Genomic DNA, 20,680 nt, shown 5'->3' with positions numbered 1-20,680 from the left:
AACATTCTCACTGGACCAGTCATCGGGACCCGGCCGCAAGAGCTCGCCGCTTGACTCTATCCAGCCGTTATCATAATTGAAAAATGCACAATGCAAAATTTGTCCCGCCTCGACAGTGGCTCGCTTCCGGGGTTTGCGAGGAAATCAGAAACCGTACGACATCTGAAGTTCCAGGATGAGGATACGAATTCCGAATTGACTCCGCCCACGATAATGGACAATATTTTTTATAAATTCCGAGAAAAAGGGAGGGGAATGTGAAAAAGATATCTTGCCAGCTTGCCGGCGCAGCGATAGTGGCGGGGCTAGTTGCGTTTGGCGTGCAGCCAGGTCTCGCTCAAGGTAAATTTCCCAACGGTCCCGTTACTTTGGTCGTGAACACCTCACCCGGCAGTTCGGTCGACCGCTTCGGACGGGCAGTGGCGGCGCAAGTAGCGCCCATCCTTGACGAATCGGTCGTGGTCGACAACAGGGAAGGCGGTAACGGGGCGCTGGCGCTACAGTTCCTGCACAGCCGACCGGCGGACGGGCAGACGCTCGGCGCATGGACCATCACCTATTCCGGTATCCTGGCTCAAGGCGTGCTTCCCTACAAGGCAGACGATTTTACGCCGCTATGCGCCCTGGTCAGTGCGCCTTATGCCCTTTGGGCCCGCAACGACCGCTTCGCCACGCTCGACGACTTTATCGCCGAAGCGAAGAAGCAACCGGGCAAGCTGCGCCTCTCCGGCGGCGGCGGTCCCGGCAGCAGCGTCTATGTGGCAGCGATGCAGATAAAGGAGGCGCTGGGAATCGACTTCACTTGGGTTCCCTTCGACGGAAGCGCCGAGGCGGACCTTGCTGTCATGAACGGTGATGTCGATGCCACCCTTGGCGCGACGCGCATTCCCGACGGCTCCCATCTGATAGCCCTCACCGGGCCGAAGCGCGATCCGTTCTCACCCGGCATCCCCACCTTCGCGGAACTCGGCTACGCTGGGGTCAGCGTCGTCGCCTGGCGCGGTCTCATTGCCAAGGCGGGCACACCCGAAAGCACGGTCAGGATCATCGAGGATGCACTGCAAAAGATGGCGGCCACCGACGCCTGGAAGGCTTTCGTGGCTGAACTGAAGGCAACCGAGAACGTCGTTTGCGGCGAGCCGTTCAGGGATCAGATCCTGAACGAGATCGAAAGCATCCGGTAGTGTCTGCCGCAGGACACCTTCGGACGTCCCGCGCTGACTACAGCGGCAACACGCACGTCGATGCCGATCATGTAAGGGCGCGTGCCCAAGCGCGCGCCACCATGCCAAGAACAGATCGTTCCACGACTTTGTCCCGGCCTTCCCGAACTCTATGATTCAGGATCTACTTCAAGGAGAGTATCCATGTACCGGCTTTTCGAGAATATCCGCAACGGAACCGTCTCCATGGGTTTGCTCACCAAGGGCGGTCCCAATCTGGTCCGTCATCAGGCGGCCGCAGGCGCTGATTTCATCATCGCGGACATGATGCACAGCCGGCTCGAATGGGACGAGGCCGCCCATATCTCCTGGGTGGCGCGTGCGGACGGCGTCTATCCCTTCATCCGGATCCAGGGGCATCCCTGGGGAACTGCGGCGGACATGCTGGACCGGCGCTTTTCCGTCGATGCCATGCGCGCGCTGACCGTCGGCGCGGAGGGCGTCATGTTCTCCGTCACCTCCGCGGCAGAGGCACGCTCCGTCTCCCACCTGTTTTCGGACTGGCACCAGGGCAAACCAGTGACGAGCCAAAAGGCGCTCGAGGAGATGAAGAAGTCGGTGGCGAGCACGCGACTTCTCATCCCGCTTATCGAATCGCGGGGCGCTCTGGACGAAATCGAAGAGATCATGGCCATCGACGGCATCGGCGGCGTGTTCATGGCGATGACCGACTTATCGCACCAGCTTGGTCATCCGCATGAATATGAGCACCCCGACGTGTGGGCTGCCGTGGATCGGGCCGTGGCGCTGGCCCGCAAGCACAACAAGGTGGTCGTCGCCAACACCGGCTATATCTTCCCCACCGTCGACGGACAGATCGGCCATGCCAGCCGCCTCGCCGAGCATGGCGTCAACCTCGTCATGCTGCAGACCACGGAGTATTATATCTACGTCATGCTGAAATCCGTGATCGATGGCGTGCACGCCAATCGGGGAGAGGTCAAATAGTGCTGCGGTTGCTGCTGGCCGACATGCCGCACACCGTCCACGGATGACAACGACAGAGGACACGAGTCATGCCTCCCTTTACAAGCGGACGATGGATTGCCGAGAAGGTATTCGCAGCCCTTTGGCTCGGCATCGGCGTCGCCGTCTTCATTTTAGCGGGCAATTTTGCTGACGGCGGGGCCATGTACCCGCGCCTGATCGCTGTCGTGATGGCGGGTCTGGCGGCGGTAGAGCTCTTTTCCGGCAAGCATGAGAATCCGCCGAAGCTCAAGATCAACGAGGAAGGCGAGGAAGAGGACGGGCAGGAAACCAGCCTGCGGACCGCCTTGGGCTTCTTCGCCATCTTCATCGGCACCATCTGGCTCATGACATGGGTCGGATATCTGATCGCCGGCTCCATCGGCAGCTTCCTCTTTGTGCGCTTCCTGTTCGGCGAGACGACCGTCCGCTCGGTGCTCATGACGCTCGGCATCATTGCCTTCACTGCCGGCCTGCCGCTTCTGTTCGGCATGGAACTGCCGGCTGCAGCTCTTTGGTGAATCGGCGGGGAAAACCATGGAAAATCTCGGACTCCTCGTTGGCGGTCTTGGCATCGCCATGGAGCCTCAAAACCTAATGTTTGCCTTTATCGGGGCGTTGATCGGCACGCTGGTGGGTATTCTTCCCGGACTAGGGCCGTCGGTGGCGCTCGGCTTGTTGTTGCCCTTCACCTATGGCCTGCCTCCCACCGGCGCCCTCATCATGTTCGCCGGCATCTACTACGGCGCCATGTACGGCGGCTCCAGCACGTCGATCCTGCTGAAGGTGCCCGGAGAAGCGTCTTCGGTGGTGACGTCGATCGACGGATATGCCATGCGCCAAGCGGGCCGCGCCGGGGCGGCATTGGGCATCGCCGCGATCGGCTCCTTCATCGCAGGCGTCCTCGCCGCTTTGGGTCTGGCTTTTCTCGCCGGCCCCATGACGAAGCTTGCTCTCGTTCTTGGACGGCCGGAGATATTCATGCTCGTGGTGCTGGCGCTTACCCTGGTAGTGACGCTGAGCAACGGCGAGGTCTACAAGGGGCTTATCTCGGCTTCAGGCGGTCTGCTGCTCGCCACCGTCGGACCGGATCTTTTCAGCGGGATGCCCCGCTTCACTTTCGGCATTCCGGAACTCTTTGGCGGTTTCGAGATCGTCATCATCGTCCTCGGCCTCTTCGCCATCACCGAGGTCGCCAGCACCATGCCAACAATCACCCTTGTCAAGGGAGCCGTGAGCTTCCGTCTGCGCAACCTGCTTCCCAATCGCGAAGAGTTCAGACTGTCGCGGATGCCGATCTTTCGTGGATCTATCCTGGGTTTCTTCCTTGGCGTCATGCCTGGTGCGGGACCAGGCATCGCTCCCTTCATCTCGTATGCGATCGAGCGCAACCTCTCGCGCCATCCCGAACGGTTCGGCAAGGGCGCGATCGAGGGCGTAGCGGGACCGGAATCGGCCAATAACTCGGCGGCCACCGGCGCGCTGCTGCCCCTGCTGACGTTGGGCATCCCGGGGTCCGGCACGGCTGCCATCATGCTCGGCGCCTTCCTGATCTTCGGGCTCGAACCGGGTCCGCAGCTTTTTCGCGATCATCCGGACGTGGCGTGGGGATTGATCGCCAGCATGTTGGTCGGCAACCTTATGCTGCTCGTGCTAAACTTGCCCCTCGTAGGCGTGTTCATCCAACTTCTGCGCCTGCCCTATGCGGCGCTGGCCACCGGGACGGTCATGTTGTCCGTGGTCGGTGCCTACAGCATCAATAAGACGATGTGGGACGTCTGGATGGTTCTCGCCTTTGGCCTGCTGGGTTTCGTTATGCGCCGCCTGAGCTACCCGCTGATTCCGCTGGTACTTGCCTTTGTTCTGGGCCCATTGGCCGAAAAATCGTTCCGGCAGTCAGTGCTCCTGTCGGATTCGGGATTTGCCATCTTCGTGGAGCGGCCGCTGTCGCTGGCACTTTTGATCGCGCTCGTCGTGGTGCTGCTGCTTCTCGTTATCAACCAACTCTCTCCGGACACCTTCGGCCGCTTGGCGAAAGTTCGGAAATGACTGGAGTTCAGGCAGCGCCTGCCCTTCCATGAGCACATCGCCGCCGATCACTGTCGCAGGAGGATAAACGACCATGCTGATCGCCAAAGCCGAAAAGGCCCGGGCCGGGCGAAGCCGTAAAGTCTCGCATGGGGTCGGCTTCTGGTACAGCAGCTTCATGGGGCTGGCTCGACATGACATCAAGCCTGGCCTGAAACTACCCGAGCCGGGCTCGCTGTCTCCCGCAGTCTTTCTAGTCGAACAGGATTCCGATACTGAAATTCAGCCGCATTTCCATATCGCCGATCAGTTCCAAGTCTTCATCCACGGTTCCGGCTGGATAGGCAAGCACGAAGCGAGGGATCTCAGCGTCTACTACACTTCGGCCTATACGCCGTATGGCCCGCTTCGGTCTGGTCCCGAGGGGCTTTCCTTCTTCACCTTTCGGGATAGCATCGATTTCGGCGCCCGCTACATGCCGCAATCGCGAGAGGAACTGCGTGGCGTCGAACGAAAAGCCCGGTTCGCTTATGCAGGTCCGGTAGATCGGCCTTCGCTCGCCGAATGCGAGTCTGCCGGGTGTGCGGTCGCAACACTTCTGGCTGCCGAGGACGGGCTTGGTGCCTGGCTCCACACCATGCCGGAAGGAGAAACGGTCGCCGGCCCCCGGCCCAGTTCGGGCGGCGGCCAGTTCTGGCTGTCGCTCGGCGGTCAGGGGACGGCGGGAGACCGTTTGCTTGCCGCGAACGACTGCCTGTTCGTGGCCCCCGACGAACCGGCGGCGACGGTGGTGGCGGGCGCCGGCGGCACTCAGGTTTTGGTGGTGCAATTTCCCCTTCGCGCGTCTCTCGGCACCACCGACAGGCCGTCGCAACAGGCCAAACAGCTGTGAGAGAGCCTTCTTTGCCAGCGTGCGCGGGGGCGGCGGAGATACACGTGCGGGACCGACGGCCCGTTATGCGGTCATGTCGTTCGAGGGTGCAGCTTCGTAAGGCGTGTGACAACCCCGTCGGCACTCTTGCCGCTGAGCGGTGGCGCGCGAGGATTGCACGTACAGTGCACCATCGTCGACCCCATCTTCTGGACAGCGCGAGCATCGAAACTTTTCACACGTGCCTCACGATACCAGCCAGTGCGCACGCGTTGCGCCAAACTCCCGGCGTCTCTCGCGTCGGTCTTGTTTCGCTGCAAGGCGGTGGCGGCACGGGCATGGCGCGCATCCGGACATATGACAGGAAGCTCTCCGCTTTTTCTGCGAGGCTATTGTGATGACATGCCGCAGCCAATATAAAAATGCACCATGCACTATATAAACCATCAGCACTCTCTTTCATGCCGGAAAGCGAAGCCTTTTCCATTCGATTCTCAAGGCCGTTTTCCCACCAGAAAATCACAGCCAACCTTTCCACCCACACGAAACTGCCGGCGCCGGAGTTGGTGTGTTTATCTTTAATTTCAAATAATTATAGATGTCATGCCTTGCGCGAGGCATGTTGAGGCATTGGCATCGCACGGCTTGCCGCCGCAGCAATCGCGGCAACCAACGCGACATTGACCGTTGCACCAACCTGCACCCTCATATATAGCATATAATGCATTATTTGATCGCTTACACGCCAACTCGGGCCGGCGATCCGTATCCATAACGCCAGGGAGGGGTCATGATCACCGGGGTTCTCGCCAATCGGACAGTGCTCGAACTGGGGAGCATGATCGCGGCGCCGTTTGCCACCCACATCCTCAACCAGATGGGGGCGGAGGTAATCAAGATCGAGCCGCCGGCGGGAGATACGACCCGAAAACTGGTTCGCGGCGGCCCGAGCGGCACCTATATCGCCTACAATCGCGGCAAGAAGAGCATTTGTCTGGATCTGGGGTCGGAGGATGGTCAGGCGATTTTTCACAGGCTCGTGAAAGGCGCCGACGTGGTCGTTCACAATCTGTCACCCGGTGCGGCAAGGCGGCTGAACGTCAGCTACGCAGGTTGTTCGGCCATCACCCCCGATATCGTCTACTGCCACATCAAGGGATATGGCGCCGGACCGCTTTCGGAGGCGGTCGCCTCGAACCCGATCGCGGAAGCCGCCACGGGGGTCATGTATGCCAACCGCCTCGACGGCAGGCCATCGCGCCTTGGCCCCTCCTACCACGATCAGTTCGCCGGCTGCTACGCCGTCATCGGCATCTTGTCAGCCCTTCTGGACGCCGACGGGACGAGCGCGCGCCGCAACATCGAGTTTGGCCTCTACGAGACCGGTCTGCATGTTGCAGCACGCGAGTTGGTTGGCGTTCAGTTGAATGCGCAGCTTCTCGGGAAGCAGGAACAGGAGCCCTCCCCCGAGTTCAGCATCCCGGGATATGGCGCCTACGAGACCCGCGACAACCGGTGGATCTATCTCGTCATGCTGACCGACGAGCACTGGCGCAAATTCTGCAAGGCGGCGTCCGTAGCCGCAGACTCCGACCTGTCGACTCTGCGGCAGCGGAGAAAGAACCGGCCGCAGATCGAGCAACTGGTGAGCACGGCTGTCAAGAGCCTTGACTATGACGAACTTGCCCGCAGGCTATCTGAAGTCGGCGCCGGCTTTACCGAGGTCCTGTCTCCAGACAGGGTGCTTGATGCGCCGCAGGCACGCGAGCCGGGAAAGTACGCGCAGTTCCCCTTTTCAGGCTATGAGTTCGCGGTTCCGAATTTTCCTCTGCCGGCTGTTGTGGGAGAAGATATCATGGAACTGCCCCCGCCACTGCTTGGGGAGCATACATACGCCGTACTGCGACAGATCGGCTATGAGGAAGACAAGATACAGTCATTCATCAAGGAAGGCGTGGCGGTAACACCCGACCGAGACGCCGAGCTGTGGGCGAAAGTGCGCAATGCGACGGTGTAGGCGAGGCCACCACCTGAGTGTCCTTTCTCCACACGTCCCCGGTGTGTCTTAACAAGTATCTGGGGTAGAGTGAGGCTTTCGGCATATTTGTCCGGGGATGCAGAAAGCGGCGCTTGTGCCACTGATCCGGCCGGACTCTGGCCTTATCACGCTAGCCAGGTACTGTGGCGGTTTCAGCTTTCGCAAGATCGCCGATATCCCTCACGGGGACCACTCGGAACGCACGTCGGCCGAGGTGCGCAGCGGACCGAACAGCCTGTTCGGCATCCAGACCTGGTTGGCTTTGCCCGACACACACGAGGACATGGCGCCGACATTCGAGCATCACGGCAAGGAGACGTTGCCGGTGATCGAGAGCGACGGCATCTCGGCGCGGCTCATCCTCGGCACCGCCTATGGCGAGCGAGCACCGGCCACCATGTTCTCCGAGACGTTCTATGCCGATGTCAGGCTTGCGCCGGGCGCGCGGCTGCCCATGCCAGACGAGCACGAGGATCGCGGCATCTACATCGTCGAAGGCACGATCTCCATTGCCGGCCAAGCGTTCGAATCAGGCCAGATGATGGTCTTCCGCCCTGGCGACCGCATCACCATCGCCGCCGGGACGAACGGTGCAAGGCTCATGATTCTCGGCGGCGCAACGCTCAACGGTCCGCGCTACGTCTGGTGGAACTTCGTCGCTTCCTCCAAGGAGAAGATCGAAGAAGCCAAGGCGCAGTGGCAAGCCGAGAGCTGGGGAAGCGGCCTCTTCGATCTTCCCGTCGACGATCGCACGGAGCATATCCCGCTACCGGAGTGAGTTTCGACTATCACGCATCATTGGCGGCCAGAGGATTTTTCCTTGTTTTCCTCGCAGCCGCTGACCTGCGGTGCCGCTATCCATCCCGCCTCCCCCCCACGACCGGCAACCATCAAGTTCAGCGCGCCCGGATGGATGATCTGATCGGTGCCGAGACTGTCGCGGTGGCGGAAGTCACCACGGTAGAGATAGGTGACCGTGCCGAGGCCGATATGCGGATGCGGCCGCACGTCCACTCCCTGCCCGGTAAGGAACTCCGCCGGCCCGGCCTGATCGAAGAAGATGAACGGGCCGACCATCTGCCGCTTCGGGGCTGGCAGCGCGCGGCGCACCTCGAAGCCGCCGAGGTCACGGGCGCGCGGGATGATCAGCGTCTCGATCGCGTCGACGCCGACCTCGTCGGGGCAGCCGGGCGTGAGGGCAGGATTCCAGCTCATGGCAATGGTTCTCCTGTTCACAATCGGTCCATAGACCATACGGGACACGCGCTTTCGCCAAAACCCCGATGCCGTTCGGCGATACCGAACGCTGGTTTCGCTGCATGCGATCTTGGAACGGACGGTGTCGATGCCACTTTGGCACGATAGCATAGGGTCAGTTTGCACAAGCACGGCCTGGAGAATCCGAAAATGTCCGCTAGCGATTTCGAACCATCCTCCGACACGGGCCTTCATCACGTCACGCTGATCACCAGGCGGGTGCAGGCCAATGTCGATTTCTATGCCGGATTTCTCGGCCTTCGCCTCGTCAAGCGCACCGGCGGCTACGAGGATGCGAGACAGCTGCACCTCTTTTACGGCGACGGAGTTGGCTCACCCGGCTCGCTTGTCACCTTCCTCGTCTGGGAGGATGGCGCGCCGGGCCGTGTTGGCAACGGCCAGGTCTCCGAGATCGCCTTCGCCGTGCCGCGGGCGGCCATCGGCGAATGGATGACACGCGCGCTGAAGCACGGCGTGCGGGCCGAGGGACCGAGCCGTGAGTTCGGCGAGCCAGTGTTCAGGTTGAAGGATCCCGACGGCATCATCGTCAAGCTGGTGGGCGCTGACCTTCCAGCCATGCATCCATGGGGCGATGAGACGACCGCCATACGGCGGCTGCGCGCCGTGACGATCCTGACGGAAACATCTGAGGAGACCGGAGCTTTCCTGAAGCGCTTCGGCTACCGGGCGGGTCCGCAGGCCGGTGCGGTGCGGCGGATGCTGTCGGATACGGATGCCGTCGACATCCGTGACGCAACCGGCTACGTGCCCGGCATTCCCGGAACGGGAACCGCCGATCATGTCGCCTTCCGGGCGGCGGACGCCGGGGCCGTACGCGCCGCGCAGGAACAGCTTTCGCGTCTCAATTCGTCGCCGACAAACTTCCACGACCGCAAATACTTCACTTCGCTCTACGTGCGCGAGCCGGGCGGCACGCTGTTCGAGCTGGCGAGCGACGGCCCCGGCTTCGCGATAGACGAGGACGAAGACCGGCTGGGCGCGACATTGTTCGTACCGCCCGGTGACAGCGAGCGCGCCGAGGCGCTGAAGGTCATGCTGCCGCAATTCGCCATGCCCGGAGAGGAACGCCGCCCCATGAGGGACCTGCCTTTCGTCCATCGCTTCTACACGCCTGACGACCCGGACGGCGGCATCATGGTGCTCCTGCACGGCACCGGCGGCAACGAGGCCGACCTGATGCCGCTCGCCCACGCGATCGCGCCGCACGCGACGCTTCTGGGTGTGCGAGGACGCGCCCATGAGGAGGGCATGGCGCGCTGGTTCAGGCGCTTCACCGAGACCCGCTTCGACCAAGCAGACATTCGCGCCGAGGCGGAGGCCTTCGCCGCCTTCGCGGAGGGCGCGGTTTCCGGCTATGGGCTTGACGCTTCGCGCACAACCTTCCTGGGGTTCTCCAACGGCGCGAACTTCATCGCCGCCGTCATGGGGCTTCATCCCGGCGTCGTGCGGCGCGCGATCCTTTTGAGGGCGATGCCGGTGCTGGAGAAGCTGCCGGAAGCCGACCTGACGGGCGCACAAGTGCTGATGCTGAGTGGCGCGCAAGACCCGTTCGGCCACTCTGCTCCGGCGCTGGAAACCTGGCTAGGGGAATGGGGCGCCGCTCTCGAAGCCCGTACGATCGATGCGGGACACGAGCTGACGCCTGCCGATACGGCGCTGGCACGGGAATGGCTGGGCGGAAACCAGGGAGACAGAGGAAATGACTGAGATCGATATCGTCAAGCAAGAAGGAAGCGGACGTCGCGGACGCTATGTCGCCCGCATCGAGGGGGTCGAAGGCGAGGCCGAGGTCACCTTCACGAAACGCGGCCCGGATCGCATCAGCGCCGACCATACCGGAGCGCCGGACACGATGCGGGGCACCGGCGCGGCCGCCGCGCTTGTCGCCTTCATGGTCAAGGACGCGCGCGGGAACGGCTTCACCATCGTTCCCCTGTGCCCCTATGTCCGCGCGCAATACGCCAAGCATCCGGAATGGTCGGATGCCTTCACCACTAGGCCGGGCGAAACGCCTTGACGGCGCAAGGCCCGGATCATCGACAAGGAGGATCGAGAATGCCCAAGACCCAAGCCGAACCTGTCCGCGACCCGAAGACCGATCACCTGCTGACCCCGGAAAACTGCCTTCTGGTGCTGATCGACTATCAGCCCGAACAGTATTCGGCGATCACTTCGGGCGCGCATGAGGAGATCACGCTGAACGCGGTGGCGGCCTGCAAGCTCGCCGCCGCCTATGACATCCCCGTGATCCTGACGACCGTCGGCGTCGACATGGGCGTCAACGAAGGCACGATCGCCGCCATCCGCGAGGCGCTGCCCGGCGTCGCGGAAATCGACCGCACCGGCGTCAATTCGTGGGAGGACGAGGATTTCCGGAAGGCGGTGGAAGCGACCGGGCGGCGAAAGGTCGTGATCGGCGGGCTCTGGACGGAAGTGTGCCTGGCCTTTCCCGTTCTCGACATGCTGGCGGAAGGCTATGAGGTCTATCCGGTCGTCGATGCCGTGGGCGGCATCTCGCCGGTCAGCCACGAACGCGCGTTTGACCGCATGATCCAGGCCGGCGCGCAACCCGTCACCGCGATCTCCTTCGGAAGCGAACTCATGCGCAACTGGGCGCGCGAGAGATCGGACAGGTTCCGCAAGGTCCTTCAGTGGTACTTCCCGGAGCGCCGACGCCTCCAGGGCAGCCGCTGAATTCTGCCGGAGAGAAGGCGGGCGCAATGCATCGCCTTCTCTTTCAGGGGCGCATGACCTGATTGCCCCTCACGTCCGTGGTCGCCCGCGGTCTATTCGAGCGGCTTGAGATTGGCTTCTATCGCCTCGCGCCGCGCTTCCAGAAAAGGCGGCAGCGCCAGCCTTTCGCCAAGGCTCTCCAGAGGCTCGTCCACCGCGAAGCCGGGGCCGTCGGTGGCGATCTCGAACAGATTGCCGCCCGGCTCCCGGAAATAGAGCGAGCGGAAGTAGTAGCGCTCAACCTCGCCGGAGCTTGGAACCCTGAACTGCGACAGCCGCTCGGCCCAGTCGCGGATCGCCGCGACGTCCGGGGTGCGGAAAGCGACATGATGGACCGCGCCCGCGCCCTGCCGCGCGACGGGAAGGCCCGGCTGGACCGCCAAATGCAGCTCGGCCGCCGGCCCACCCTCGCCCATGCGATAGACATGAACGCGGCCCTCGCCGTCCGGCGAAGCGTAGTCGCGCTCCTCGCTCATATTGAGGATCCGGGTCAGAAGGGCGTCGGTCGGTTCCTTCTGCGGCACGGAGATCGTGATCGGCCCGAGGCCGCGTATCTGGTGTTCCGCCGGAACCGTGCTGCGATCCCATGGATGCGCCGCCCCGGCGCCACCGTCGTCGACCAGCCGGAAGCGCTGGCCCTCCGGGTCCTCCAGATCGAGGCTGGCGCGGCCGTCGATGGTGGCGACATCGCCGGTCTTCAATCCCGCGTCACCTAGGCGCGCGGCCCAGTAGTTCAGGCTGTCCTCGCCGGAAACGCGCAGGCCGGTGCGGCTGATGGAATGGGTGCCGCGCCGCTCGGGCGAGACCGGCCAGTCGAAGAAAGTCAGGTCGGTGCCCGGCGTTGCCTCTCCATCCGCGTAGAACAGATGATAGGCGCTGGTGTCGTCCTGGTTCACGGTTTTCTTGACGAGCCTGAGCCCGAGCGTGTCGGTGTAAAAGCGCTTGTTGGCGGGCGCATCGGCGGTGATCGCCGTCAGGTGATGAATGCCGGTGAGTTGCATCGTGCCGCTCCCTTCGGTGTTTGCGTTGCTGCGAATATCGGCCATGCCAATCCGAAACGGCAGTCGTCGGCTTGCGCATGCGGCGTTCACATTCTTCGAACGGCGATGTTCCGCCGCATCCCGCCGCGCTATGCTGTCGCAATGAGATGGACCATAGACGAGATCAGAACCTTCCTGGACGTGATGGAGACCGGCACGGTATCGGGAGCTGCCGCGCGGGCCAATCTTTCCAAATCAGTCGTCAGCAAGCGCATCGCCGATCTGGAACTGGCATTGGGCGCGGCCCTTTTCCAGCGCCATGCCGGGCGCATCGCGCCGACCGAAACCGCCGAGGAGCTCGCCATCAGGTTGCGCCCGGCACTGGCCGAGATGACCCAGGCGGTCGAGAGCGCGGCCTGGGGCATGGCGGGCCTGCGCGGCGCGCTGGCGATCACGGCGCCCATGAGCTTCGGCATCCGGCATCTCGGGCCCGTGCTCGCCGAGTTCGCACGTCAGCATCCCAACCTCGACATGGTGGTGGACTATGAAGACCGGATCGTCGACCTCGTTCGCGGCCGGTTCGATTTAGCTATCCGGATCGGGCAATTGCCGGATTCGGGGCTAATCGTGCGGAAACTGTGCGAAGACCCGCGCGTCATCTGCGCGAGCCCCGACTACGTCGCCCGCCACGGGGCTCCGGAAACTCTGGCCGAGCTGACCGGGCATCAGGCCATCGGCTATCTCAACGTCCACTCGGCGCAGGTCTGGCAGTTCGTGGACGAGAGTGGCGAAGTGGCCGGCCTTCCCATGCAGGGCCGGATCGCGGCAAACAACGGCGAGGCGATGCGCGACATGGCAGCCGCCGGTCTGGGCATCGTGCTGCTGCCGCTCTTCATAGCCCACGATGCGCTGGAAAGCGGCCGTCTGGTCAGGGTAGCGGAACACCTGACACCCACGCCGCTACCCGTTTCCGTCGTATGGTCCCCCGCAAAGGCGATGCCCATGAAGCTGCGCGCAATTGTCGACCACCTGGCGAAGGCGTTTGCCGGGCAGCCGCCATGGATGGGCTGAGATCGGGAGCATCGGCCGACAGGACACCGTCCCATCGCCCCATGGTGGCTACGGTTGCCTCGTGGACATTAGAACGATTGCCGTCAGAATCATGGCCAGTCGAGTGATCGCTCGTGATGACGATCTCTGTACAAGCCGACAGCTCTTCCACCGCATCAATGATGAAGCGAAACGGCTTTGCGAGGCCGAGCCCCTACGCGTAGTCCTTGGTGAATGCGGAGGGCAGCTCTTCCAGGACCTCCAGTACGCCGTCAGATGTCGTTGGTACGGCGCCGTCGAACCCTGGAAAGATGATATCCGTATCATCGAGCGTGATCCGCTCGACTTGGCCATATTTCGCTTTCAGGAAGTCAGACTTGTCGCCAAAGGTGCTGATGGGATAGATCGTCAGACTGGTCATCGCCGCCGGGGCCGATGCGCTCACCGCCGAGGAACTAGCCAATGCGCTCGCCGCGCTGACCGAAACCAAAGATGCCGCAAAGCGGGGGGCATGGGCCAAGCGCGGGGCCACGTTTTTCCAGAGCCGGTCGCGGCGATCTGCACCAACGCCTGACGGCGACGCTGGCGGCGCTCCGGCGCAACCGGGCGGCGCGGGCGCGACATGTGACATGCGGACATGGCAGGTCGAACGGCGCAAGCCGCACGCGGCACCTGATCGAACTCGGCGGCCTCGTCGTCAAAGCCGGGATCGTGGACCTGATCGGCGATGATCGCGCCATGATCTACGGCGCGCTTATCTGGATGGTCGACAAGCTCAACCGCCAGGGCGGCGAACGCGCACGCGATGTCTGGACGAAACTCGGAAAGATGGCGTTCGAGGCAGAGCGTCCGGCAGGCGTGCATGACAGAACTCAACTGCGGCAGGATCGGGCGGCGCGGAGACCTCAAATATCGTAGCGCCGCCCGTCCTCGCGCGGCTTGCCGCGCAAAGCCAACGAAGCTCACCCTTATCGCGTGGTGGCCGATCCCCGGTTTCGTATCAGGTTATAATCGGCTACCCCAAGCGGAGACGGCCGCTTTGATGCCGGCGACATGGGCGTCAGACAAATCCGAGCGCCAGCGCAGACCAATAGCCCGCGACAAGTCTATATCCGAGAATGGCAGGGCGACGATGTCGTCCCCTGCGAAGCTTCGCGGCGCAATGGCCACGCCAATTCCCTGCGCGACCAACTTCAATGCCAAATCGTCGCGCTCGGCTCTTGCGGCGACACGGAGCTTGATGCCGGCGGCCTGGAGCTTTCCGCTTCTCAATTCGCAGGATGTTCGCAAGATGATGTTTTCGCCGGCCAGATCGGCGATACTGACCGCGCCATCGGGGTTTCGAGCCAGCCGATGACAGCGAGCCACCAGGAGGTCGAAAGGCTCATGCCATAGGATTTTCGCTGTTGGAGAGGGCCTGTCGATCACGGTCCAGGCAATGTCGATACGTCCTTGCGCGAGCCACTTGCCGATCTCTACGGCCGTACCCTCGCGGGCTTTCCAGACGGGTGAAGACGAACGCATGACATTGCCGAGAACGGCCGCCACATCGTTGCCAGCGAGGGTTCGAAGGACGCCGATCCGTGCTACGGCCCGTTGCGGTTCAGTCTTGGCCACCCTGGCGCGCGCGGCTTCGCACCGAATGAGAATGTCCTTGGCGTCCTCATAAAAACGCAGAGCCGCAGGCGTGGGAAGAATGCGCTGCTTACCGCCGGAGCGGTCGAACAATGACAAGCCGAGATCGTCCTGAAGGGCCTTCAAGCCGGCCGAGAGGGCGGGCTGTGAAATATGCAGACGTTCGGAAGCGGCCGTCACGGACCGACTCTCGACAACCGCACAGAAGAACCTGAGCTGCTGTAGCTTCATTCCCGCCCGCTCCCGAGGTTACGCCAACCGAATCTATATCATCAAAATCTATTTGGTTTTTTCCGAAATATCAATTTTCCTTATGCGATCGTTCGCCGCTACGTTGGGCCGGTTCAGGATTCGACCGAGGCTCAACTTGGCAAGAGAGATCAAAACGCGCGAAGAGACTATGGAACGAGCGCAAGGCGTCGCCTATGCCTGCGTGGTTGTCGCCCTGTTTTCGAGCTTCGTCCTTGTGTCGCGGGTTGGGCTGTCCGCCACGCTCACGCTACCGGACATCGCAGCGCTACGTTTCGGCATCGCTGGTCTTTTGCTGGCGCCCATCCTTGTCAGGCATGGTCTGAGCGGCCTGCGTGTTCATGAAGCAGTGTTCCTTGCGACCCTCGGTGGCCTGGGCTTCGCCTTGTTCGCCTATACAGGCTTCGCGCTCGCGCCCGCGTCCCACGGTGCAACCCTGCTTCATGGCACGTTATCGCTGGCGACAGCGGTGCTGCTCTGGCTATTCGTCGACAACCGGATCGGCAGGCGGCAGGGGTTCGCGCTTGGCGTCATCGCCTTCGGCGTCGTGGTGATGGCCTCGGATGGGTTGCGTCAGGCCGCGCCGTCGGTGTTGTTCGGCGATCTCAGTCTGCTCGCCGCTTCCCTCTGCTGGTCCGGCTACGGCCTGTATGTCAAACGGCTCGGCCTGACGGCCGTGCGTGCCGCAGCGATCGTTGCCGGTCTCTCGGCGATGATGTTCCTACCGGTGTACGTCATGCTGCCGGGAACGAGGCTTCTTCAGGCCGAATGGGCCGACCTGCTCATCCAGGGCGTCTTTCAGGGCGTTCTGATCGGTGCGCTGTCGGTCTTCGTCTATACGCGCGCCGTCGCTCTTCTCGGCGCTGCGGAGGTCGCGATCTTCACCACCGCCGTGCCGGTATTGACGACGCTCGGCGGCTTCCTGCTGCTCGGCGAAACACCGAGCCTCGCCACGCTGATCGGCCTTGCCCTTGTCACCTTGGGCATGGCGATCGGAATGCGGCGGGGTATCTGATGGCCCCGCTTCGTGCTTAGCCGCGATGACCATCGGCGGACGCAAGGTGCCTTATGAGATCCAACGCTTGCGAGGTCAGATCCTGATCCGAACGGAAGCAGACCGACAGCTGGCGCGTCGCCCAATTGTCGACCAGACGCACCGATCCGATCCGTATCAACCTCGGCAAACGGCGTACGGCAGTTTCCAGTACAATGCCGAGGCCGAGGCCGACACCCTTGTCCCATGACGGCCGGTCATCGACCGCCAACTTGGGCGCGAAGTCATGAGCATCGCGCAGAGCGGCTCGGTTTCGTGGTAAATTGGACAAGCGAGCGGCGTTTCGCGGGAATCACGACGTTGGGAGGAACTGGCATAGGACTTCTTGCTTTACGCTCCCGTTGGTATGGCTGCGCGGATCAGGCTCGCCGCCGCCTCTCCGGCAGCCTCCATGTAGCTCGGATCACGGTGGAGGAGCACGACGGAGAAGGCGCCGTCGAGCAGTAGGATGACCTGCCGGGCGAGCTGTCGCGCACGGTCCGGGCCGCATACGTCTTCGAACACCGAGCATAGCCAGTCCTCGACGCGCTTCTTGTGGGCGCGTCCGATAACGATAGCGGGATGGCCGGGCATGTTGATCAGCTCGACCGAGGTGCGAAGGAAGCCGCAGCCCTTCCATTTCGGGTGTCGGGCCGACTGCGCGAGATTGCGGAAGATGCCTTCCACCTTGTCAGCCACATCGCCTTCGGTGTCGGCGAACCATTGCTGGAAAAGCTTCAGGTTCGGCTGGTCGCGGTTCGCCAGATGGGCGGCGATCAACTCGTCCTTGCTGCGGAAATGATAGTAGAGCGTCCGTTTGGTGACACCCGCCTTTTCCGCGACGGCATCGATGCTCACAGCACGAATGCCCTCGTTCTGAAACAGCTTGGCGGCCGCCTTGATGATGCGGTCCCTGGTCGTCATCGTCGCAACAGTCATGATCTCATGTATACCGTCTAGTGAATATACACAATCCTTCTCCTTTCCTATCTTGACCTCGCGGATCGCAGGTTGTCCGCAAATTCCGCCGAGGTCGCCGCCGTGAGTGCCTGTGCTCGCAGCGGCAGGAAGGTCCACGCATGACGCCGTCGAGCAAGCTGCCATTGCCCTCGGGAAAAGCCTGGCTCCATACCCTGTGGGTGCCTGTCCTGGCGGGCGGCGTAATCATGGGGCTGGCGCTCGGCGTTCGGCATGTGCAGGGGCTGTTCCTGTTGCCGGTGACGCTGGATCGGGGATGGTCGCGCGAGATGTTCGGGTTCGCGCTGGCAGTCCAGAACCTGACCTGGGGTATCGCGCAGCCTTTCACCGGCATGATCGCCGATCGCTTTGGCACTGCCAAGATTGTGGTCGGTGGCTTGGTGTTCTATGCCCTCGGCCTCTACTTCATGATCCACGCGCAGACCTCGACCGCGTTCCTGCTGAGCGCGGGCATCTGCATCGGCCTCGCACTGTCAGGCACCGCCTTCGGAGCGATCTACGGCGCGCTGAGCCGGATCGTTCCGCCCGAACGGCGGAGCTGGGCACTGGGCCTTGCGGGTGCGATCGGCGGCATCGGCCAGTTCGCGATGGTTCCGGCAACGCAGGCGATGATTGGGACATGGCAATGGACCGGTGCACTGCTGGCGCTGGCGATCGTCATGGTGGTCATCCTGCCGCTGGCCTGGCCGATGCGCGATCAGCAGGCAGTGCCGGAAACGACCGGAGCGGACATTTCCCTCCGCGCTGCTATTTCCGAAGCATTTCGGCACCGCGGGTTCTGGCTGCTCAATCTCGGCTTTCTCGCCTGCGGTTTCCAGCTCGCCTTCATCGCCACGCATCTTCCCGCCTATCTCATCGACCGGGGACTGCACCCCAACGACGCGGTCGCCGCGCTCGCGATCATCGCGCTGATGAACGTCGCCGGCACATACCTTCTCGGCTTGTGGGGCGGCTTCCTGCCGCGCAAGCATCTGCTTGCCGGCCTCTACCTCGTCCGCACGCTGGCGATGGCGCTGTTCGTGATGCTGCCGCTCAGCACGTGGAGCGTCTACGCCTTCGCCGCCGTAATGGGTTTCCTATGGCTCGGCACGGTGCCGCTGACGAACGGCATCGTTTCCCAGATATTCGGCGTCCGCTACATCACGACGCTGTTCGGGTTCGTGTTCTTCGGCCATCAGCTCGGATCGTTCTTCGGCGTCTGGCTGGGCGGCTATGTCTTCGAGGCGACGGGCTCCTATCAGGGAATCTGGCTGCTCGCGATGGCACTCGGCCTGCTCGCCGCGATCGTCCATTGGCCGATCGACGATCGGGCGATCATCCGGCCGGTCGATCGCGTGGTGCCGGCATGAACGCGAAGCCGAACTTCATCATCTCATGGTTGCCGTTCGCGTTCCTCATGGCCGCCGGCCTCGTCGTGTTACGGTTCTGGACGACATCCGACCTATCGGCGCTCTGGCTGACAGCCCTGTCGATGTGCGGGTGACGACGGCATGAACGAAGCGCTCTCCATATCGAGACAACATGCGACGGCGATCGAGATCCCATGCTCGGACGGCGTCCGGCTCGGCGGACATCTGTGGCCCAGCCGGGGCGGTGCCTTGAACGGTAGCGTCGTCATCAACCCCGCGACCGGCGTGCTGGCGCGCTACTACCATCGTTATGCGCACTTCCTGACCGCCCGCGGGTTCGACGTTCTGACCTACGACTATCGCGGCATCGGAGCCTCGGCGCCGGCAGACCTTCGACGCTGCGGCTACCGCTGGCGGGATTGGGGAAAGCGGGATTTCGACGCGGCCGCACGCCTGATGCATGAGCGCCGTCCGCACGATCCCCTGATCGTCGTCGGGCACAGCATCGGCGGCTTCCTGCCTGGGCTAGCCGAGAGCGCGCCGCTGATCGACCGGATGCTGACGGTCGGAGCGCAATATGCGTGGTGGGGCGATTATGCGCGCGCCAAGCGGCTCGGCCTGTTCCTCAAATGGCATGTGGCCATGCCCGCCGCCACGGCACTCTTCGGTTATTTCCCCGGCCGCAAGCTCGGATGGCTGGAGGATTTGCCGGCAGGCGTCGCCAACGAATGGAGCTTTCGCGGCCCGCGCTTCGAGCGCACCCATCCGCGTGAGGAACGCGCAGGCGCGGTCGCCCGCATGGCCGCCGTGACGGCGCCGATCCTCGCCATTGCCATGTCGGACGACGAGCTTGGGACGGTGCCCGCGGTTCGACGGACGCTTGACTATTACACTGGCGCCTCCCGTACAGCCGTACTGCTCAAGCCTTCGGACTACGGCCGCGAGCGGATCGGACATTTCGGCCTTTTCCACGACAGTCACGCGAGCGGGTTCTGGATCGATACGCTGCTCTGGCTGCGAGACGAAGTGAATCCCTGGCCGGGAAACGTCATCGGCCTTCAAGACCAACGGAAAGGATGATGGGAGAATGGCCTTTCATCGTTACGCCGACACGGACGCGAATATGCCGTCAGTCAGGTGGTCCCATGCGGCGTCGATTGCATAAGTCCGCCGATCCGACGAGCCAGATATCGTGGCTCGGCTACCGTATTCCGCTGGCCGCGCTCATGCAGACCCTGGCCGTCGTCGAGCACCTGAATTTTCGGCACGCCGCCAATGCGCTCGGCTTAAGCCAGTCGAGCGTGAGCGCCCGGATCAAGACACTGGAGGAAGACCTCGGCATCCTCCTGTTCGAGCGTCATACGCGAGGCGTCCGGCTGACTGAAGCCTGTCGGCATTTCGTCGAGCGGTCGCATCCACTACACCAAATGGACCGACGCGGCTGGGGGCGATCGCTATGGCTGCGAGATCATCGCCGAGACGGTGGACTTCCTGAGCCGAGCGAAGCAGACCCGGAACGATGACGGCAAGTTCATCGACGACGACATCCCGCTCTGAGCGGGAGGCCGCGAGACCCGGCGGCGCAAGCCGCCGGGTCTCGCCACGTTCGCAGTCTTCCCGTTCTTTCACTCCGCCCAGCGGCGATTGAGTGTCTGGCAGGTGTAGCCGGCGAAGCCGCCGATCGCGGTGGCGCTCCCCAGATGGATGAACGAGGCGCTCGAAAGACCGAACTCGGCAGCGAACCACGTCACCATGCCCAGAAACCAGGCGAGCATGTTGCCCAGCATGCTGTTCGTTCGCAGTCCGACGATGATCAGCGCAACGACGAAAACCACGACGGGCAGCGCCAGATGGCCGAGGGAGATCGCCAAGGCTCCGGTGACGACGTGGGATAGCGCTCCGATCAACAGCCCCAGCCACAGGCACAGCATCGCCGAGAGGCTGTTCGTCAGGGACGTCGGCCGCGTGAACCACGCGATGAAGCCGGCGAACATCACCCAAACCTCGAGCGCAAGCGCCGCGCTCGTCCAGGCCGCCATCGCAGCGACCGCCGAAGCAATGACGGTCCACAGAATGAACTTCGACCGGCTTGTCTGGTGGCTTGGCCGGGGAGGTGCTCCATGCTCGTCGGGAGTTTGCACACTGCTCACGATAGTATCCTTTCCAGCTAGGCCGAATGATTGGCCACGAGAAATCGACGTTTCGCCGCGCCCGGCGAAACGATCTTCTTGGGAACGGCGGCTTTTATTTTCGCAGGCCGTCTTTCAGC

18 protein-coding genes and 8 pseudogenes are annotated in these 20,680 nt (G+C 62.9%); 20 read left to right on the top strand and 6 right to left on the bottom strand.

Translation table 11 applies throughout. The annotated features are described in order from the left end of the window. Nucleotides 1-257: 257 nt before the first annotated feature. The 5 genes from ACUSIJ_RS23245 to ACUSIJ_RS23225 all read left to right on the top strand — a co-directional run bounded on the left by ACUSIJ_RS23245 (nucleotide 258) and on the right by ACUSIJ_RS23225 (nucleotide 5,109). Complete coding sequence (locus ACUSIJ_RS23245) at nucleotides 258-1,184, top strand: Bug family tripartite tricarboxylate transporter substrate binding protein (protein ID WP_449310804.1); 927 nt, start codon at nucleotides 258-260, stop codon at nucleotides 1,182-1,184. A 183-nt stretch (nucleotides 1,185-1,367) separates the two neighbouring features. Further along, the gene (locus tag ACUSIJ_RS23240) at nucleotides 1,368-2,171 is read left to right on the top strand and encodes an aldolase/citrate lyase family protein (RefSeq protein WP_449310803.1); all 804 of its coding nucleotides are present in this window, start codon (nucleotides 1,368-1,370) and stop codon (nucleotides 2,169-2,171) included. Between the two features lie 68 nt (nucleotides 2,172-2,239). Further along, nucleotides 2,240-2,710 carry a tripartite tricarboxylate transporter TctB family protein gene (locus ACUSIJ_RS23235; protein ID WP_449310802.1) on the top strand — a complete coding sequence of 157 codons (471 nt, stop codon included), beginning with the start codon at nucleotides 2,240-2,242 and terminating at the stop codon, nucleotides 2,708-2,710. After that, nucleotides 2,646-4,238 carry a tripartite tricarboxylate transporter permease gene (locus ACUSIJ_RS23230; protein ID WP_449310801.1) on the top strand — a complete coding sequence of 531 codons (1,593 nt, stop codon included), beginning with the start codon at nucleotides 2,646-2,648 and terminating at the stop codon, nucleotides 4,236-4,238. Before ACUSIJ_RS23235 ends, ACUSIJ_RS23230 begins: the two co-directional genes overlap by 65 nt. Nucleotides 4,239-4,311: 73 nt before the next feature. After that, a complete protein-coding gene (locus ACUSIJ_RS23225) occupies nucleotides 4,312-5,109 on the top strand; it encodes a hypothetical protein (RefSeq protein WP_449310800.1) in 798 nt (265 codons plus the stop codon). Nucleotides 5,110-5,291: 182 nt separating this feature from the next. Here the strand turns inward: ACUSIJ_RS23225 and ACUSIJ_RS23220 are convergent. Further along, a pseudogene (locus ACUSIJ_RS23220) lies at nucleotides 5,292-5,468 on the bottom strand (IS110 family transposase); the annotation flags it as partial. 410 nt (nucleotides 5,469-5,878) lie between these two features. On the opposite strand from ACUSIJ_RS23220, the gene ACUSIJ_RS23215 reads away from it, so the two are divergent. Both ACUSIJ_RS23215 and ACUSIJ_RS23210 read left to right on the top strand, forming a co-directional pair. Continuing rightward, complete coding sequence (locus ACUSIJ_RS23215) at nucleotides 5,879-7,105, top strand: CaiB/BaiF CoA transferase family protein (RefSeq protein ID WP_449310799.1); 1,227 nt, start codon at nucleotides 5,879-5,881, stop codon at nucleotides 7,103-7,105. Nucleotides 7,106-7,316: 211 nt separating this feature from the next. After that, a pseudogene (locus ACUSIJ_RS23210) lies at nucleotides 7,317-7,904 on the top strand (pirin family protein); the annotation flags it as partial. A gap of 95 nt (nucleotides 7,905-7,999) precedes the next feature. On the opposite strand, the pseudogene ACUSIJ_RS23205 reads toward ACUSIJ_RS23210, so the two are convergent. Further along, nucleotides 8,000-8,341, bottom strand: a pseudogene (locus ACUSIJ_RS23205) (pirin family protein); the annotation flags it as partial. A gap of 192 nt (nucleotides 8,342-8,533) precedes the next feature. Between ACUSIJ_RS23205 and ACUSIJ_RS23200 the strand changes: the two are divergent. Genes ACUSIJ_RS23200 through ACUSIJ_RS23190 form a run of 3 tightly spaced genes read left to right on the top strand, consistent with a single transcriptional unit; the run spans nucleotide 8,534 to nucleotide 11,098 of the window. Next, complete coding sequence (locus tag ACUSIJ_RS23200) at nucleotides 8,534-10,111, top strand: VOC family protein (protein WP_449310798.1); 1,578 nt, start codon at nucleotides 8,534-8,536, stop codon at nucleotides 10,109-10,111. Further along, nucleotides 10,104-10,421, top strand: a complete 318-nt coding sequence (locus tag ACUSIJ_RS23195) for a GNAT family N-acetyltransferase (RefSeq protein ID WP_449310797.1) — start codon at nucleotides 10,104-10,106, stop codon at nucleotides 10,419-10,421. Before ACUSIJ_RS23200 ends, ACUSIJ_RS23195 begins: the two co-directional genes overlap by 8 nt. Before the next feature lie 38 nt (nucleotides 10,422-10,459). Beyond that, nucleotides 10,460-11,098, top strand: coding sequence for an isochorismatase family protein (locus tag ACUSIJ_RS23190; protein WP_449310796.1), 639 nt, complete (start codon nucleotides 10,460-10,462; stop codon nucleotides 11,096-11,098). Nucleotides 11,099-11,190: 92 nt separating this feature from the next. On the opposite strand, the gene ACUSIJ_RS23185 is transcribed toward ACUSIJ_RS23190, so the two are convergent. Continuing rightward, nucleotides 11,191-12,138, bottom strand: a complete 948-nt coding sequence (locus ACUSIJ_RS23185) for a ring-cleaving dioxygenase (RefSeq protein WP_449310795.1) — start codon at nucleotides 12,136-12,138, stop codon at nucleotides 11,191-11,193. Nucleotides 12,139-12,279: 141 nt separating this feature from the next. Between ACUSIJ_RS23185 and ACUSIJ_RS23180 the strand changes: the two genes are divergently transcribed. The 3 genes and pseudogenes from ACUSIJ_RS23180 (at nucleotide 12,280) to ACUSIJ_RS23170 (ending at nucleotide 14,085) form a co-directional block, all read left to right on the top strand. Next, on the top strand, nucleotides 12,280-13,188 hold the full coding sequence (locus ACUSIJ_RS23180) for a LysR family transcriptional regulator (RefSeq protein WP_449310794.1): 909 nt from the start codon (nucleotides 12,280-12,282) through the stop codon (nucleotides 13,186-13,188). A gap of 383 nt (nucleotides 13,189-13,571) precedes the next feature. Further along, a pseudogene (locus tag ACUSIJ_RS23175) lies at nucleotides 13,572-13,649 on the top strand (hypothetical protein); the annotation flags it as partial. Between the two features lie 147 nt (nucleotides 13,650-13,796). Further along, nucleotides 13,797-14,085: pseudogene (locus tag ACUSIJ_RS23170) on the top strand (conjugal transfer protein TraD). Between the two features lie 87 nt (nucleotides 14,086-14,172). Here ACUSIJ_RS23170 and ACUSIJ_RS23165 read toward each other — a convergent pair. After that, nucleotides 14,173-15,033 (bottom strand): LysR family transcriptional regulator, encoded by an 861-nt coding sequence (locus ACUSIJ_RS23165; protein ID WP_449310793.1) that lies wholly within the window; start codon nucleotides 15,031-15,033, stop codon nucleotides 14,173-14,175. Between the two features lie 169 nt (nucleotides 15,034-15,202). Here ACUSIJ_RS23165 and ACUSIJ_RS23160 point away from each other — a divergent pair, with 169 nt between their 5' ends. Both ACUSIJ_RS23160 and ACUSIJ_RS23155 read left to right on the top strand, forming a co-directional pair. Then, nucleotides 15,203-16,066: a DMT family transporter gene (locus ACUSIJ_RS23160; RefSeq protein ID WP_449310792.1), complete on the top strand. Its 864-nt coding sequence runs from the start codon at nucleotides 15,203-15,205 to the stop codon at nucleotides 16,064-16,066. A gap of 211 nt (nucleotides 16,067-16,277) precedes the next feature. Then, a pseudogene (locus ACUSIJ_RS23155) lies at nucleotides 16,278-16,367 on the top strand (DUF3363 domain-containing protein); the annotation flags it as partial. A gap of 68 nt (nucleotides 16,368-16,435) precedes the next feature. Here the strand turns inward: ACUSIJ_RS23155 and ACUSIJ_RS23150 are convergent. After that, on the bottom strand, nucleotides 16,436-17,023 hold the full coding sequence (locus ACUSIJ_RS23150; protein ID WP_449310791.1) for a TetR/AcrR family transcriptional regulator: 588 nt from the start codon (nucleotides 17,021-17,023) through the stop codon (nucleotides 16,436-16,438). A gap of 140 nt (nucleotides 17,024-17,163) precedes the next feature. Here ACUSIJ_RS23150 and ACUSIJ_RS23145 point away from each other — a divergent pair, with 140 nt between their 5' ends. The 5 genes and pseudogenes from ACUSIJ_RS23145 to ACUSIJ_RS23125 all read left to right on the top strand — a co-directional run. Continuing rightward, nucleotides 17,164-18,411 carry an MFS transporter gene (locus ACUSIJ_RS23145; RefSeq protein ID WP_449310790.1) on the top strand — a complete coding sequence of 416 codons (1,248 nt, stop codon included), beginning with the start codon at nucleotides 17,164-17,166 and terminating at the stop codon, nucleotides 18,409-18,411. Continuing rightward, nucleotides 18,408-18,545, top strand: a complete 138-nt coding sequence (locus ACUSIJ_RS23140; protein WP_449310789.1) for a hypothetical protein — start codon at nucleotides 18,408-18,410, stop codon at nucleotides 18,543-18,545. The genes ACUSIJ_RS23145 and ACUSIJ_RS23140 overlap by 4 nt, the downstream gene beginning before the upstream one ends. A gap of 7 nt (nucleotides 18,546-18,552) precedes the next feature. Continuing rightward, on the top strand, nucleotides 18,553-19,491 hold the full coding sequence (locus ACUSIJ_RS23135) for an alpha/beta hydrolase family protein (RefSeq protein ID WP_449310788.1): 939 nt from the start codon (nucleotides 18,553-18,555) through the stop codon (nucleotides 19,489-19,491). After that, nucleotides 19,488-19,790, top strand: a pseudogene (locus tag ACUSIJ_RS23130) (helix-turn-helix domain-containing protein); the annotation flags it as partial. The gene ACUSIJ_RS23135 and the pseudogene ACUSIJ_RS23130, both read left to right, overlap by 4 nt. A 28-nt stretch (nucleotides 19,791-19,818) precedes the next feature. After that, nucleotides 19,819-19,968: pseudogene (locus ACUSIJ_RS23125) on the top strand (single-stranded DNA-binding protein); the annotation flags it as partial. Between the two features lie 68 nt (nucleotides 19,969-20,036). On the opposite strand, the gene ACUSIJ_RS23120 reads toward ACUSIJ_RS23125, so the two are convergent. After that, nucleotides 20,037-20,561 carry a DUF1097 domain-containing protein gene (locus ACUSIJ_RS23120; RefSeq protein WP_449310787.1) on the bottom strand — a complete coding sequence of 175 codons (525 nt, stop codon included), beginning with the start codon at nucleotides 20,559-20,561 and terminating at the stop codon, nucleotides 20,037-20,039. Between the last annotated feature and the right edge of the window lie 119 nt (nucleotides 20,562-20,680).

This window comes from Pseudochelatococcus sp. B33, from assembly GCF_053570585.1.
Note: the sequence above shows the minus strand (reverse complement) of the source record. Positions and strands in the feature narration are given on the sequence as shown.

Coding starts and splice junctions, on each gene's coding strand:
- ACUSIJ_RS23135 (WP_449310788.1), top strand. CDS start 18,553: ATGAACGAAGCGCTCTCCATATCGAGACAACATGCGACGGCGATCGAG.
- ACUSIJ_RS23190 (WP_449310796.1), top strand. CDS start 10,460: ATGCCCAAGACCCAAGCCGAACCTGTCCGCGACCCGAAGACCGATCAC.
- ACUSIJ_RS23215 (WP_449310799.1), top strand. CDS start 5,879: ATGATCACCGGGGTTCTCGCCAATCGGACAGTGCTCGAACTGGGGAGC.
- ACUSIJ_RS23165 (WP_449310793.1), bottom strand. CDS start 15,033: ATGAAGCTACAGCAGCTCAGGTTCTTCTGTGCGGTTGTCGAGAGTCGG.
- ACUSIJ_RS23200 (WP_449310798.1), top strand. CDS start 8,534: ATGTCCGCTAGCGATTTCGAACCATCCTCCGACACGGGCCTTCATCAC.
- ACUSIJ_RS23240 (WP_449310803.1), top strand. CDS start 1,368: ATGTACCGGCTTTTCGAGAATATCCGCAACGGAACCGTCTCCATGGGT.
- ACUSIJ_RS23140 (WP_449310789.1), top strand. CDS start 18,408: ATGAACGCGAAGCCGAACTTCATCATCTCATGGTTGCCGTTCGCGTTC.
- ACUSIJ_RS23150 (WP_449310791.1), bottom strand. CDS start 17,023: ATGACTGTTGCGACGATGACGACCAGGGACCGCATCATCAAGGCGGCC.
- ACUSIJ_RS23145 (WP_449310790.1), top strand. CDS start 17,164: ATGACGCCGTCGAGCAAGCTGCCATTGCCCTCGGGAAAAGCCTGGCTC.
- ACUSIJ_RS23180 (WP_449310794.1), top strand. CDS start 12,280: ATGAGATGGACCATAGACGAGATCAGAACCTTCCTGGACGTGATGGAG.
- ACUSIJ_RS23185 (WP_449310795.1), bottom strand. CDS start 12,138: ATGCAACTCACCGGCATTCATCACCTGACGGCGATCACCGCCGATGCG.
- ACUSIJ_RS23195 (WP_449310797.1), top strand. CDS start 10,104: ATGACTGAGATCGATATCGTCAAGCAAGAAGGAAGCGGACGTCGCGGA.
- ACUSIJ_RS23225 (WP_449310800.1), top strand. CDS start 4,312: ATGCTGATCGCCAAAGCCGAAAAGGCCCGGGCCGGGCGAAGCCGTAAA.
- ACUSIJ_RS23235 (WP_449310802.1), top strand. CDS start 2,240: ATGCCTCCCTTTACAAGCGGACGATGGATTGCCGAGAAGGTATTCGCA.
- ACUSIJ_RS23160 (WP_449310792.1), top strand. CDS start 15,203: ATGGAACGAGCGCAAGGCGTCGCCTATGCCTGCGTGGTTGTCGCCCTG.